This window comes from Longispora albida DSM 44784, assembly GCF_000379825.1.
Taxonomy (GTDB): Bacteria; Actinomycetota; Actinomycetes; order Mycobacteriales; family Micromonosporaceae; genus Longispora; species Longispora albida.
On record NZ_KB903822.1, the window covers coordinates 1 to 14,375 of the forward strand.

Genomic DNA, 14,375 nt, shown 5'->3' on the forward strand with positions numbered 1-14,375 from the left:
GGAACGCCCTGCGCTTCTTCAACGTCTACGGCCCCGGCCAGAAGATCGAGGCCTACTACACCAGCGTCATCAACACGTTCATCCAGCGCATCCGCTCCGGCCAGGCCCCCACCATCGACGGCAAGGGCGAACAGTCGATGGACTTCATCCACGTCACCGACCTCGCCAAATCCGTCGTCGCCGCCCTCGAATCCGAACACGACTGCAAGCCCATCAACATCGGCACCGGCATCGACACCTCCATCGCCACCCTCGCCAAAATCCTCATCCAAGCCCTCGGCGCCAACGTCGAACCCATCTTCGTCCCCCGCGACGTCCTCGTCACCCGCCGCGCCGCCGACATCACCCGCGCCAAAAACATGCTCGGATGGACCCCAGAAATCACCGTCGAACAAGGCATGACCGAACTCGTCAAGGCAGCACTCGAGCAGGGCTGACACCTGCGGGAGTACGTCCGGATCGCATAATTTGAACTGAGATATGGCGCCCTGTCCCGCAGGGCGCCTAATCTTCATGTATGGGGGGCGCGAGGAACCGGGGCACACCGGGATCACTACCGGGAATCCAGCGGACCAGCGCCCTGTCGGCGCAGGTCAGGGCCGAGGCGCGGCGGATGGCCAGGCAGGCGGCCCGGCTGCGGTCGGCGGCCCGGGTCCTCGGTGCCGTCCGGCACTGCCAGGTCCTCGCCCAGCAGCACGCTGCCCAGTGCGCCACCACGGCCGCCGACCTGGCCTACGCTGCCGGGATCATCGAGCAGCGCCGGACCGGCCAGGCTGGCCCGGTGCCCGGGTGGTGCGCGGAGTACGGGATCGCGCCCGGCCGCTGGCAGGGTGCGCGGATGCCGGCCGAGCGGCCAGCGGTCTTCGCCGAGCCCGAACCCCCGCAGGACACGGTGGCGGCGGCCCGGGTGCTGGCGGCCGTGGCCGAGGAGGTCCGCTCGTCGGCCGTCGCGGTGACGGCGCTGCTGGGCGCGGGCTCGCCCCGGGCGTTCCGGGCGCTGTGGCGGGCGGCCACCGACCCGGCCGGGTACGGCTTCGCGCCGGACGGCGGCCCGGTGTGGCGGGCGGCGCGCTGGCTGACCAGGCGGGACGACGACACGCTGGCGGTCCAGATCGCGGTCACCTCGCTCAAGCTCCGGCTGGAGATCGTCCGGCAGGCCCACCCGGAGATCCTGGACCATCCCGACGTCCACGGCCTGATCACGGCGCTGGAGGCCGACCGGCAGCTCGCAGCGGCCCGTTCCCTGCACAAGCTGCTGACCACTGCCGGGGTGGAGGACGCGCTGGCCGCCGTCGCGCCGGTCCTCACGGAGCTGCTGGCCCTCAACGCGCTGCTCGACGAGAACCCGTTCAACGACTCGCTGGGCTGGGACATCGTCGGTGGCCGGATGCCGACGGTCTCGCCGATCACCGGGGTGCCAATGTCGTGGATCACGCGGCTGGACCAGGGCGAGGGCCGGGCGGTGCTGGTGACGGAGCCGTTCACCTTCGTCCAGGATGGCGGCGGGATCGTGGAGGCGCTGCGTAACCTGATGGTGATCGGCTCGACGGGCAAAGTACTTCTGCGCGAAACGCGCGGCCCCGACGGCGTCGTCCGGTACCTGCTGCACCTGCCCGGCATGGCGATGGGCTCGGTCCGCAACGGCTCGCCCCAGGACCTGGTCGGCGCGATCCGCAACGCCTGCGAGGCGGACTCCCCGTACACGCAGGCGGTGTGCAAGGCGCTCGGGCTCGCGGAGATCCCGGAGGGTGCCGAGCTGGCGATCGTCGGGCACAGCGAGGGCGGCGCGGCCGCGATGAACCTGGCGCAGAGCGTGGCCGTCAACCAGCTGTACCGGATCACGCACGTGATCGCCGTCGGCTCGCCGATCGACTTCAAGACGCCGGCCAGCGCCTCGACCTGGGTGGCGAGCGTGACGAACCACCACGACATCGTGCCCAGCCTGGACGGCCAGGGTCCCGGTTCGCCGCACAACCGGCGGGACGACTGGTACATCGTGGACTACACGGACGACACCCACGAGTTCCCGCTCAGCCACTCGATGCAGATCTACGCCTCCAACCTGGAGAACGCGGTGCCGGAGGCCCGCAGGCACATCGACGAGCAGCTCACGCCGTACCGGGGCGAGGTGCTCCGCGACCTCGTCTACCAGCTCTCCGACCGGTGATCACTCGCGGCGCAGTGTCCGGGTCACGCCGGCCGCGATGGTGCTCGCCAGCCCCCAGCCGGAGGACGTGAGGAAGAAGGCGAGCCACTGCCAGCCGCCCTGTGGCGCGAAGGCGTCCTCCTGCCCGAAGGAGATCAGCGGGAGGAGCAGGTCGAGGGTGTAGAAGACGGGGCTGAACTCCGGGGCGGTGCCAGGGTTGCGCGGCACCGGCCGGTACAGGGTGAAGCCGGCGATGCCGAGCAGCAGGAGCAAAACCAGCCAGGCCGCCGCGCGCTGCGGCCGGTAGCCGTACCCGACGGTCCAGTCCTGGGCGAGGCCCCAGATCCGCAGTGGCCAGGAGGCGAGGGTGCGGCGGGCCCGCAGGCCGGCCAGGAGTACCTGCCGGGCGTCGGCGTCCCGGCCGAGGGCACGGTACCGGCCGGCCAGCTGCTCGTGCGCCTGCGGATCGTGGCAGGTCTGGTCCTGGGCGAGCCAGCGGAGCCGGGACCGCGCGTCGAGCACCGGGTCGAGCGCCTCGTAGGTGAACCCTTCGAGCCTCAGCTGCGCCTGGCCCTGCGCCGGGTTGTCGCGGTACATGGCGGTGTGGGCCTGGCGGAGGTCGACGAGCCCCTTGATCGGCTCGCGGGGCCGGACCGTCAGGTACCCGGCGCGCGCCAGCCGCAGGTCGAGCGAGCTGAACGAGCCGCGCAGCTCCATCCGGCCGTCGATCACCGCGCCGACGAACCGGGTACGTCCGTCTATTGTGGACGCGCAGTGCACGTCGCCGTTGACGGTCAGCGCGTCGCAGTCCAGCGCCGTGCCGGTCGGGTTGTCGAGCCGGGAGTCGTTGAAGGACAGGCAGCGCCCGATCCCGGCACCCCGCAGCCGGACCTCTCCCCTGGCGTGGAAGCCGTCGTCGCAGAACATGCCGCTGTCGGCGGTGAGCCGGTCGCCGACGAGCACGCAGCCGAGCGGGTTGGACAGCCGGCTGCCGCCCAGGTTGACCATGCCGGACACCCGGGCCCCGGCCAGCCACAGGCAGCCGGAGATCTCGCAGCCGCGCAGCAGCAGGTGCCCGTCGAGCTGGGCGCTGGAGGCGTCCATGCCCGGCAGCCGGCACGACACGAACCTGATGCCGCGGATGCGCGCCCAGTACAGGATCGGAGCCTGGTTGAGGACGCAGCCGGTGAAGGTCAGCGGGTACGGCGTGTCGACATGGCTCAGGTCGAGCACGCCGTCGATGTGCGCGCCGCTCAGCCACACCCCTGCGGCGTATCCGGACTCTGGCTGGCGCGCGCCGAGCAGCAGCGCCCGGATCAGCTCGGCGCGGACGGTCCGCGCCCGGCCGTCCGGCAGGCGGTGGGCCTCGACCGGGTCGCCGAGCGGGAAGGCCTCCCACAGCATCCGCTCCGCCGCGCTGAACGACAGGGTCAGGTCCTCGATCAGCGCCCGGCCCCTGGCTGGCGGCTGCCGCTGCGTGACCATCCGGCGGGCCGGGGACTGGAGCGGGGCGAGCAGGTCGGTGCTGGCCGGCTCCGGGCTGAAGAAGGCCCGCACCGCCGCGCCGAAGTCCTCGACGCTGATCCAGCCCCCGCCGTCCCGGTCCATCCTGTAGTACCCGGTGAGCGCGCTCTGCCGCTTCACGTCCCCGCCGCTGAGGATGTAGAAGTACTCGTCCTCGCTGACGTAGCCGTCCGAGTCGGCGTCGGCCGCCCGCGCGAGGGCCGCGATCACGCGGTCGATGCCGTTGGCCAGGTACCCGGGGTCCTCGCCGACTCCGCGCCGGATGGCGTCGACGAAGTCCCGGCGGGACACCCGGCCGTCGCCGTCGGTGTCCATGACCCGGCGGGTCTGCTCCCACCAGGCCCGGTACGCGGCCATCACGGCCTGCCTGTGCTCGCCGTTCGTGTCCAGGCGGGTGCACAGCCGGTCGCCGACGGTCTCGAAGTCGGCCAGCGTCACGTACCCGTCGGCGGTGGGGTCCATCGTGTCGAAGACCAGCCCGAGCCGCTGCGCTTGTAGATCCTGCGGCACGAGCCATTGTGGTCCCGGCTGTCAGTGCCCGCCAAGTACATGTTCCGCCGATTGGTACACATCGTTCCCCGCCGCTGGTGACAGCTGGACGGAGAGCCGGATCGCGCTGGCCGGCAGCAGGTACGGGAGGCGGCCCGCGGGCCGGAGCACCGGCGCGAGCAGCCGGAACCGCCCCCGGTCCAGCAGCTCGCCGAGCAGCGCGCTGGTGATCAGCAGCCCGAGGTCACGGCCGGCGCACGTGGCCCCGCCGCCGCTGAACGGGAAGTAGCCGGCGTCGAAGCCGCGTACCCTGCTGCCGAGGTCACGGCTCTCCGGCTGGAAACTGTCCGCGTTGGCCACTCCGGCCCGCTGGTGGTACGCGGCGGGCAGGAGGATGCCGGTGCCGGCCGGTACCGTGAGCCCGTCCCAGTCGAGTGCCGTGGTGGTCTCCCGGTACAGGTCGCGGACGGGCGGCCACAGGCGGAGGGTCTCCAGGACGCACGCGCGCAGGTACTCCGGGTTCTTCGCGGCTTCGAGCTGCCGGTACGGGTCGGCGCCGAGCATGGCGAGCGTTCCCAGCACGGTGCCGGCGATGATGTCGAAGGCGAGCAGCCAGTGCGTGACCTGGCCCTCGGGCACAGTCCCCTGCGCGGCCCCTGACCGCGCGATGAGGCTCCCCGGTTCGGCGGAGCCCGCGTAGGCCCGGAACCGGGCGAGCAGCCGCTCGCGGGCCGAGGCGATCCCGGCGGCCTTCCAGCGCCGGGTGCCGAGCCAGTTGCCCTCGCGGCGCAGTACCAGATATAGGTCTGTCACCTCCTGGTCGCCAGCGGCCGCGTCGCCCAGGATGACCCGGCGGGCGATGCGCTGCATGACCGGGTCGAGCCGGGCGGCGGTCAGCTCCGTCTCGCCGGCGAGCAGCTGCCCGGTCTCCTCAGCGATGATCGCCCGGAGCCGGGCCGCGTGCGGATGTTCCTGGCTGCCGAACCCGAGCACCGACTCGTTGAACCGCCGCCGCAGCACCCGGTCGCCACCCCGGCTCAGGATCAGCGAGTCGGGCTGCATCCCGCCGAGCATCTTGTGCTTCTCCGGCGAGTCGACGGCGTAGCTGGCCACCGGCCCGCCGAGCACCCGCTGGACGGCCGAGGGCGTGAGCGCCAGCAGCATCGGCCCCCGCAGCCCCCGCACCCACACCGCTTCGGCGCCGGGATAGCGCTGGCGCAGCCGGCCGACGAACCGGGCGGCGTGCTTCGCGGTGTCCAGCTTGTTGAGCGCGGCGGACAGTCTCGGCCTGGCGAGCAGCGGGCCGCGCAGCAGCGTCGGCACGAAGTGGAGCGTGAAGAACCGCAGGCTCTCAGCGGCCTTGGCTGTCGGGAACCGGGTCACTCGATCACCTTTCCGGGGTTCAGAATGCCGGACGGGTCGAAGAGCTGCTTGATGCCTCGGTGCAGTGCGAGGGCCGGCGGGTCGAGTTCCCTGGCCAGCCAGCCGCGTTTGAGCGTGCCGACGCCGTGCTCCCCGGTGATCGTCCCGCCGAGGGCCAGGCCGGCGGCCATGATGGCGTCGTAACACTGCTCGGCCCTGGCCACGGCGGCCGGGTCTGCGGCGTCGAACACCACGGCCGGATGCAGGTTGCCGTCGCCGGCGTGCCCGATCGTGGCGACGTACACGTCGTGGGAGTCCGCGAGGTCGCCGATCTGCTCGATGAACGCGGCGAGCTGCGCGCGGGGCACGGCCACGTCCTCGATGTACGCGGCGGGCCTGCCCGGGGTGCGGGCCGCCTGGGCTTGCAGGGCCGGGAGGACGAGCCGGCGCGCGTCGAGGATCTGCCGGGTCTCGCCGGCGTCGGCCGCGACCCGGACGCTGGACGCGCCCGCCGTCTCGCAGTGCTTGGCCAGTTCCGGCAGGTCGCCGTCCTCCGTGGAGACGATCAGTGTCGCTCCGGCTCCGGCGGCGAGCAGCGGGTGCCCGAGGGCCGTGATCGCCTCCGTCGTGACCCTGTCCAGCAGCTCCATCGCGGACGGCGTGTGTCCACTGCGGACGATCGCAGCCACGGCCTCCCCCGCTGCGGCCGGCGACCCGAACTGCGCGAGCAGCGCCAGCGCGGGCGGCATCGCTGGCCGGAGCGCCAGCGTCGCCTCCACGATCACCGCGAGCGTGCCCTCCGACCCGGTGACCAGCCGGACCAGGTCGAAGCCCGCCACGCCCTTCACCGTCCGCCGCCCGATCCGGGTCAGCGTCCCGTCGGCGAGCACCAGGGTCAGGCCGAGGACGTAGTCGGCCGTCACGCCGTACTTCACGCAGCAGATCCCGCCAGCTCCGGTCGAGATGTTGCCGCCGATCGTGCAGGTCTCCCAGGAGGCCGGGTCCGGCGGATAGCTCATGCCGTGCTCCGCGACCGCGCGGGCCAGGTCGGCGGTGATCACGCCCGGCTCGCAGCGCGCCAGCCGGCTGGCCGGGTCGATCTCCAGGATCCGGTTCATCCCGGCCAGGCTCAGCAGGATGCAGCCGTCGACGGCATTGGCTCCCCCGGCCAGCCCGGTCCGCGCGCCCTGGGGCACGACCGGCACCCGGTGCTCCGACGCGAACCGCATCACGTGCTGCACCTGTGCCGCCGTCTCCGGCCGCACCAGCGCGACCGGCCTGCCGGCCTCACCGAAGGGTGCCGCGTCGCGGGCGTGCAGAGCCAGCTCAGCCGAGTCGGTCGTCCCGGCGTCCTGCGGCAGCCCGGCGAAGAGGGTGTCCAGGTTCATCATTTTGTACCTGCGACGGAGACCTCGATCAGTACCGGCCCCGACCTGCTGCCCAGCGCCTCGCGCACCCGCCCGGCCGCTTCCGTCGCGGAGCCGACCTTCCACGCTGGCACCCCGTAGCCCCGCGCGATGGCCACGATGTCGATGCCGCCGATGTCGAGCCCCGGCACCCGGCCGACCTTCTCGAACTCGCCGAACCACTTGAGGATCGCGTACTCCCGGTTGGTGAGGACGACGAAGATCACCGGTGCGCGCTCGGCGGCGGCCGTCCACAGTGCCGGGATCGCGTACTGCGCCGACCCGTCCCCGAGCACCGCGATCACCGGCCGGTCCTGCCCGATCGCCGCACCGACCGCCCCGGGCAGCCCGAAGCCGAGCCCGCCGCCGGCGGTGAAGAAGTACGAGCCGGGCCGGCTGATCCGCACCTGGTCCTGGAACTCCGCGAGATTCGACGGCGACTCGTTGAACCAGATCACGTCGTCGCCAGCGACCCCGGCCAGCGCGGCGAACACCTCGCCGGCCGTACCGGGAGCCGGTGCGGCCGGGGCCGTCCGTGGCCTGGGTACCGGCCGGTCGGCGGTGCCGGACTCCTTGGCCAGGGCTTCGAGGGCGAGCCGGATGTCGGCGACGAGAGCGTCACCGGCGGGTGCCCGGGCCGCCTCGGCCGGGTCGGCCGTCAGGTGCAGCAACTCTGCCCCTTCGGGCAGGTATGAACCGGGCAGATATGGGTAGTAGCGGAAGACTGGCGCCCCGGCCACCACGATCAGGTCGTGCCCGGCGAGCTGCTGGGCCAGGCCGGGGATCAGGGGCGGCAGGAAACCCCGGAACTGCGGATGGTCCTGCGGGAACCCGGCCCGGCCATCGCACGGGGCAGCCCAGACGGGCATCGCGCACCGCTCGGCCAGCGCCACGGCGGCCACCCAGGCACCCGCCGAGTCCACGTCGGACCCGGCGACCAGTACGGGACTGCTGGCCTCGGCCAGCCGGCGGGCGAACATCGGCAGGATCTCGGGGTCCGGTGCCGCGCGCTGCGTGACGGCACGGGCGGCGAGAACCTCGGCCTCGGCCAGTTCCCGCTCGGTCAGCTCGACGTCGAAGTCGTCCATCGGCAGCGACACGAACACCGGGCCGGCCGGCGCCGACCGGGCGGCGTGGATGGCGCGAGCCAGCGCGGCCGGCACGTCCTGGGCGCGCGGCGGCTCGTACGCCCACTTGCAGGCGGGCCGGGCCAGCGCCGGTCCGTCCACGTTGGTCAGCAGCGCCTCCATCGCGAGCATCGCCCGTACCTGCTGCCCGGCCGTCACCACCATCGGCGTCCGGTTGGCCGCCGCCCCGAGGATCGCGCCCATCGCGTTGCCGAGGCCGGGGCCGGTGTGCAGGTTGACCAGGACGGTGCGGCCGGTGGCCAGCGAGTACCCGTCGGCCAGCCCGGCGACCACAGCCTCCTGGAGACCCAGCACGTACCGGAAGTCCGGCGGGAGGTCGGCGAGGAACGGCAGCTCCGTCGACCCGGGGTTGCCGAAGATCGTCGTCAGGCCGTGCGCGCGGAGCACGGCGACGCTGGCCTCTCGTACTGTCCCCACAGCCACCGCCTCCGCTCCCCGAATCTGTGTCACATTTACCGGGATTACATGCCAAAACGGTTCTATCAGGATATCCAAGATGGAGGCGAAGGTTCGGGCAGTAAGGGCAGTCAGATGGCACGTTCGGCAATCCACAAATTGGTGATGCGGCTGGACGCGCGGGCTGGCTGGCACCGGCTGCCCACCCCGCTGGCGATCCTGTGCCTCAAGGCGTTCCGCGACGCGCTGCGCGAGCACAACCTCCACGACACGTTCGGAGCCGGCGGCGAGCGGCCCCGGCAGCCGACGGCGGAACTCCCGCCGTACCGGACCTACGACGGGGGCGACTACGACCCGGACGACGCCGACATGGGCCGGGCGGGCACGCGCTTCGACCGCAACGCCCCGCTGGCCGACTGCCACCCCGACCCGGCCCGGCTCATGTATCCGAGCCCCCGCCTGGTGAGCGAGCGGCTGCTGAGGCGGGACGTGTTCCGGCCGGCCACCACACTGAACGCCCTCGCCGCAGCGTGGATCCAGTTCCAGAACCACGACTGGTTCAGCCACGGCGACAACCACCTCGACGAGCCCTACGACGTGCCGCTCGAAGACGACGACCCCTGGCCGCACCGGCCGATGACCATCCGCCGTACCCGGCCAGACCCCCTTGCCCACACCGGCGGCGGGACTCCGCCCACGTACGAGAACACGGTCACCCACTGGTGGGACGGCTCCCAGCTCTACGGCAGCACGGAACGCCGCTGCCGCCAGCTCCGCACCGGGGAGGACGGCAAGCTGCGCGTCGAGCCGGACGGCCGGCTACCCGAGGAGCCGCGCCCGGCACTGAAAGGAATCGACCTCGCCGGCTTCACCGACAACTACTGGATCGGCCTGTCCCTCCTGCACACCCTCTTCGCCCGTGAGCACAACGCGATCTGCGACCTGCTCCGGCGGCGGTACCCGGGCTGGGGCGACGAACGGCTCTTCCACACCGCCCGGCTCGTCAACGCCGCGCTGATGGCGAAGATCCACACGATCGAGTGGACGCCGGGCATCCTCGCCCACCCTGCCCTGCGCACCGGGATGGAGGCCAACTGGTACGGCCTGCTCGGCCCGGCCATCCGCCGCCGCTTCGGCCGGATCGGGCGCGGCGAGGTGCTCTCGGGCATCCTCGGCACCGGTACCGAGCACCACACCGCGCCCTACTCGATCACCGAGGAGTTCGTCACCTGCTACCGGCTGCACCCGCTGATCCCCGACGACTGGGAGATCCGCTCCTACCGGACGGACGAGGTGATCGGCCGCCACGAGTTCCTGGAGCTCCAGGGCTCCGGTACCCGGCCGGCCGGCGACCAGTACGGCATGGCGAACCTGCTCTACACCTTCGGCGTGAGCCACCCCGGCGCGATCACCCTCCACAACCACCCCGAATCGCTCCGGAACCTGGTGCGGCTCAACGGCGAGCGGCTCGACCTGGCCACAGTGGACGTGCTGCGGGACAGGGAGCGGGGCGTGCCCCGGTACAACGGATTCCGCAGGATGCTCCGCAAGCCCCCGGTGACCTCCTTCGAGGACCTGACCCCCGACGAGCGCTGGCGCAAGGAACTCGCCGAGGTCTACGACGGCGACATCGACCGGGTCGACGCGATGGTCGGCATGTACGCCGAGCCGCTGCCGAGAGGCTTCGGCTTCAGCGACACCGCCTTCCGCGTCTTCCTGCTCATGGCCTCTCGCCGCCTGAAGAGCGACCGGTTCTTCACCGTGGACTACCGGCCGGAGGTGTACACCCCCGAGGGCCTGCGCTGGGTTGAGGACAACACGATGACCACGGTCCTCACCCGCCACTACCCGGAACTGTCCCCGGCTCTCGACGGAGTCCCGAACGCGTTCAGCCCCTGGCGGCGCACAGCGGGGCGGTTTCCCTGGTTTGGCCGCGTTGGATGATGTCCGTGCCGAGAATGGGGTGATGACGAGCGCGGACGTCCCGGCACGTGGTTTCTGGAACCGGCCGGCGACGTGGAAGGTCTTCCTGCTGATCGCCGGCTACCTGGTGTTCTACCTGGCCGCCGGCTGGCTGCTCGGACTGGCGTTCGGCGACCACGTCAACAAGGACAACGTGCTGGCCGACCCGCCCAGCATCCTGGTCGCGCTCCTGCTCCCGGTCGCCGTCGGCGCGGCCGCGCTGCTCGTGTTCACCGGGCGGCTCGGCTGGCTGCGGCCGGTGTTCGGGCCGCAGCCGGTACGCGGCCGGGGCTGGATGTGGATCGGCCCTGTCCTGGTCGTCGCGGCGATCATCGGGCACGCCGGCGCCACTGACTGGAAGGCCTGGAGCGGCGGCCAGATCGCCATGATCTTCGTCCTGGGCCTGTTCATCGGCCTCGCCGAGGAACTGGCGACCCGAGGCCTGGCGGTGAAGATGCTGCGCGACGCCGGCCACGGCGAACGGTTCGCCGCGATCGTGTCCTCGCTGCTGTTCGCGCTCATGCACACCGTCAACCTGCTGTCGGGCATGAAACTGGCGACCGTGGCCACCACCGTTGTCTACACGTTCGGCTTCGGGATGTGCATGTACCTGGCCATGCGCGTCACCGGCACGATCTGGGCAGCGATCGTCCTGCACGCGGTCACCGACCCGACCACATTCCTGTCCACCGGCGGCCTCGACAAAGCCGTCAACACCGGTGGCGCGGGCTGGACCGCGCTGGCCGCGTCCGCCACCATCGCCCTGATCGCCTTCGGCGTCCTCGCAGCCTTCCTCACCCGCGGCGACGCCGCACCCACCACGGCGCCCATGGGCCGGAGCGCCTCCAGTCGCTGAGTCCGGGGCCCAGGACCCGGCTCGTCAGCCGGCGAGTGCCCGGAGGTCGCCGAGGGCCTGGTCCAGCCAGCCCTCCGCCTGGGACTCGGCTCCGCGCCAGGCCGGCTTCGTGATCAGGTGGAAGCGCAGGCCCGCGATCACCTCGATCGCGTCCAGCCAGGCCTCGGCGGCCAGGCCAGCCCGGTCGACCGGCCTGATCTCGGTGTACCCGGCCACGAAGTGGCCCCAGTTCGGGGAGCCGAACGGGAAGTCGGCGATCAGGAAACCCTCACCGGCGAGGTCGAAGTCGAAGACCACGAGCTCGGGCTCCTCCTCTGTACCGCCGGTGATCAGGACGTTGTCCATCGTGGCGTCGCCGTGGCACAACCCGCGCAGTGGCGGGTTCGCGGCCAGGCCAGCCCGGGCGGCCGCCGCCACGGACACCGCCCGGTCCCGGTCGGCCGCTGACAACAGCGGCAGGACCTCGGCCAGCGGCGCGTCCAGTACCGCAGCCAGATCCGTGCCGCCGCGCCGGTGACCCGGCCGGAAGGACTCGCCGGCCGCGTGGATCCGGGCGACCAGGCGGCCGTGTGCCCGGTGCAGGCCGGGAGCGAACGGCGGCACGGGCCGGTGTCCTTCGACCGTCTCCAGCAACACCAGCGGCCGTGGCCCCTCCGGAGCCTGCCAGGTGCCGCTCAGCGCGCCGTCGGCCCGGCGGACCACCGGCGGTACCGGGACGCCCTCCCGGGCCAGGTGCCCGGCCAGCTCGCATTCCCACGCGACCTCCTCCGGGCTGCGCCAGCCGTGCCGGTACACCTTCAGGAAGTGACCCGGGTCCACCCGGTAGACATCGTTGGCCAGGGACCGGTGCAGCGTGACGTGCTCAACCGGGACCCCCCACTCCCGCTCGACCAGCCGGCCGAGCGCGTCCGGCCGGGCCAGTGACCGCAACACGTCAGACATGGACCCAGTGTCCAGAACGCAGCAATCGGATTACTGGGCCGAGGTGATCTGCCACGTCATGCCGTGGAACCTCAGCGCGTCCAGGAACTCGGCCGGGTCGAAGGCTTCGGCGGGTGCCAGGCTGCCGGCTCTGGTTCCACCGGCCGCGAGGCGGACGGCTGCTTCCACGGCCATGATCGCGGTGTCCCGGTAGGCGTCCGGGCCGCTGAGCACGGCACGTACCGTCGTGCCGTCGGCGCCGTTGGCGTCCAGCACGAGGTCGTAGCTCAGGCCGGGGCTCGGCTCGGGCAGCAGGTCCAGCACGTCAGGGGTGAAACCGGCCAGCTGGGCGAGCATGGTGGCCTCCACGACACCCGCGACATAGGACACCTCCGTGTGACGCGGGATGGTGAGTACCGGCGGCTGCTGGAACTTCGCGACGGCGGTCGGCTCCGCGTTGCCGGGGAAGGTCATCAGCGGGTACCGGTCGCTGGGGCCCGTGCGCAGTTCGCCGTCCTCGTAGTGCCAGCCGCCTGCCCGGAACCAGTCCATCCCGGCCAGGACAGTTTCCGCACTCCCACGGGAGCCAGAGCCCGAGCCCCGCGTCACCAGGCTCATCACGATCTCGGCCGGCCCGGGTACCTGCCGCGCGGCCAGATGACCGAGCAGGTCGCCGGGCAGGTTGCTGTTGGTGACACCACTCACGACCGTCACGCCGGCGGCTTCGGCGCGCGGGCCGTACTCGTCGAGCGCCTTACTCAGGAACAGCTGCTCGCCGGACGTGTCGGTGTAGTGCGCTCCTGCCGCGATGGCTGCGGCCAGCACCGGCTCGCCGAGGGTGACGTAGGCGGGCAGGGTACTGATCACCACGTCGACCTCGCGGAACGCGGCGAGCAGTGCCGCCGGGTCGTCCAGGCCGGCGATCCGGATCTCGGCCTCGGGGAAACCCGCCGCCGCGGCGGCCTTACGCAGGCGTTCCTCGTCGCGGCCGACCAGGATCGGCGTGAGGCCGCGCCGCCGGAGCTCGGCGAGGGCATAGCCGCCGGTGTATCCGGTGGCCCCGTACACCGCGATCGCGGGCTTGCGGTGGTTCGTGTGTGCTGCTGTGTTCGTCATGGCTACGACGCTATGGCGGATCACCGGCGGAACGAATGGCTCAGCGGCTCAGCCCGATGCTCGAAACGCTCACGGTCACGCGGCCAGTAGGTTCGGGCTGTGGATCTGCTCAGCGAAACCATCACCGCGATACGCACAGGCGACCCGACCTGCGGCATGTTCGTCCGGCACGCGCCGTGGGGACGGGCATATCCGGTAGTACCGGGCACCGGCTTCCACGTGGTCCTGGATGGCTCGTGCTGGCTGGTCCCGCCCGAGGGTGAGCCGATCGCGCTGGGCGCCGGCGACGTTGTCCTCCTGCCGCGCGGGGCGAGCCACGCGCTGGTCGACGACCTCACCAGCGGGGTGACCGAGCACGCCCGCCCCGGCGAACCACGCGAGATCACCGGGCCCGGCGCGCGCAGTGAGGTGATGTGCGGCGCGTACGCGCTCGGCCGTCAGCGCAGCCATCCGCTGCTCGGCGAGCTCCCGGAGTTCGTGCACCTCCCCGCGCGTCCCGGCCGCCATCCAGCCCTCAGCGGAGTACTCGGCCTGCTGGCCGCCGAGGTGACCGAACCGCGCGCCGGTACCGGCGCGGCCATCCCGGCGCTGCTGGAGACCATGCTGTTGTTCGCGCTCCGCGCCTGGTACGAGGACCAGGGCCCCGCACCGGCAGGCTGGGCCGGGGCGTTCACCGACCCGCCGGTCACCGCCGCGCTCCGCGCCATCCACGGCGCGCCGGAACGGGCGTGGACAGTGCCCGAGCTGAGTACCGTCGCCGGGGTCAGCCGGGCAACCCTGACGCGGCGGTTCGCCGCCACGGTGGGCGAGCCGCCGCTGGCGTACCTCACGCGCTGGCGCATGCTCACCGCCGCCCGGCTGCTCCGCGACTTCGACACCCCGCTGGCGAGCGTGGCCCGCAGGGTCGGGTACCAGAGCGAGTTCGCCTTCGCCAAGGCGTTCAAGCGGGAGTACGGCCTGGCGCCCGGCCAGTACCGGCGGCACGACGAAGCCCCGGCTGTCGTCGCTGTGTGAGCACTCGGAGGGAGACGACGCCGGGGGGCTTCGCG

The 14,375-nt window shown here is 72.2% G+C and carries 11 protein-coding genes; 5 read left to right on the forward strand and 6 right to left on the reverse strand.

Annotation, left to right across the window (positions count from 1 at the left end; translation table 11 throughout):
* Together A3G1_RS0112985 and A3G1_RS34690 are read left to right on the forward strand one after the other, a co-directional pair.
* The coding region (locus tag A3G1_RS0112985) for an NAD-dependent epimerase/dehydratase family protein (protein WP_018349907.1) at positions 1–437 on the forward strand (437 nt) is incomplete at its 5' end.
* Positions 438–517: 80 nt separating this feature from the next.
* The gene (locus A3G1_RS34690) at positions 518–2,167 is read left to right on the forward strand and encodes a lipase family protein (RefSeq protein WP_157641107.1); all 1,650 of its coding nucleotides are present in this window, start codon (positions 518–520) and stop codon (positions 2,165–2,167) included.
* Here A3G1_RS34690 and A3G1_RS0112995 read toward each other — a convergent pair whose 3' ends face one another.
* From A3G1_RS0112995 to mdlC, 4 genes are read right to left on the reverse strand one after another with little or no spacing between them, the layout of a single operon-like run.
* Positions 2,168–4,180, reverse strand: a complete 2,013-nt coding sequence (locus A3G1_RS0112995) for an EF-hand domain-containing protein (protein WP_018349909.1) — start codon at positions 4,178–4,180, stop codon at positions 2,168–2,170.
* Between the two features lie 21 nt (positions 4,181–4,201).
* Positions 4,202–5,542, reverse strand: a complete 1,341-nt coding sequence (locus A3G1_RS34695; protein ID WP_018349910.1) for a cytochrome P450 — start codon at positions 5,540–5,542, stop codon at positions 4,202–4,204.
* Complete coding sequence (locus tag A3G1_RS0113005; RefSeq protein WP_018349911.1) at positions 5,539–6,909, reverse strand: FAD-linked oxidase C-terminal domain-containing protein; 1,371 nt, start codon at positions 6,907–6,909, stop codon at positions 5,539–5,541. Before A3G1_RS0113005 ends, A3G1_RS34695 begins: the two co-directional genes overlap by 4 nt.
* Positions 6,909–8,492 carry a benzoylformate decarboxylase gene (mdlC, locus tag A3G1_RS0113010; RefSeq protein ID WP_018349912.1) on the reverse strand — a complete coding sequence of 528 codons (1,584 nt, stop codon included), beginning with the start codon at positions 8,490–8,492 and terminating at the stop codon, positions 6,909–6,911. Before mdlC ends, A3G1_RS0113005 begins: the two co-directional genes overlap by 1 nt.
* A gap of 114 nt (positions 8,493–8,606) precedes the next feature.
* Here mdlC and A3G1_RS0113015 point away from each other — a divergent pair, with 114 nt between their 5' ends.
* Together A3G1_RS0113015 and A3G1_RS34700 are read left to right on the forward strand one after the other, a co-directional pair.
* Positions 8,607–10,415 carry a peroxidase family protein gene (locus A3G1_RS0113015; RefSeq protein WP_211216302.1) on the forward strand — a complete coding sequence of 603 codons (1,809 nt, stop codon included), beginning with the start codon at positions 8,607–8,609 and terminating at the stop codon, positions 10,413–10,415.
* A gap of 22 nt (positions 10,416–10,437) precedes the next feature.
* Positions 10,438–11,289, forward strand: coding sequence for a CPBP family intramembrane glutamic endopeptidase (locus A3G1_RS34700; protein WP_018349914.1), 852 nt, complete (start codon positions 10,438–10,440; stop codon positions 11,287–11,289).
* 24 nt (positions 11,290–11,313) lie between these two features.
* On the opposite strand, the gene A3G1_RS0113025 is transcribed toward A3G1_RS34700, so the two are convergent.
* Both A3G1_RS0113025 and A3G1_RS0113030 read right to left on the reverse strand, forming a co-directional pair.
* Positions 11,314–12,231, reverse strand: coding sequence for a phosphotransferase enzyme family protein (locus A3G1_RS0113025; RefSeq protein WP_018349915.1), 918 nt, complete (start codon positions 12,229–12,231; stop codon positions 11,314–11,316).
* 30 nt (positions 12,232–12,261) lie between these two features.
* Positions 12,262–13,326, reverse strand: coding sequence for a saccharopine dehydrogenase NADP-binding domain-containing protein (locus tag A3G1_RS0113030; RefSeq protein WP_018349916.1), 1,065 nt, complete (start codon positions 13,324–13,326; stop codon positions 12,262–12,264).
* A gap of 99 nt (positions 13,327–13,425) precedes the next feature.
* On the opposite strand from A3G1_RS0113030, the gene A3G1_RS0113035 reads away from it, so the two are divergent.
* Complete coding sequence (locus A3G1_RS0113035) at positions 13,426–14,340, forward strand: AraC family transcriptional regulator (protein WP_018349917.1); 915 nt, start codon at positions 13,426–13,428, stop codon at positions 14,338–14,340.
* Positions 14,341–14,375 lie beyond the last annotated feature (35 nt).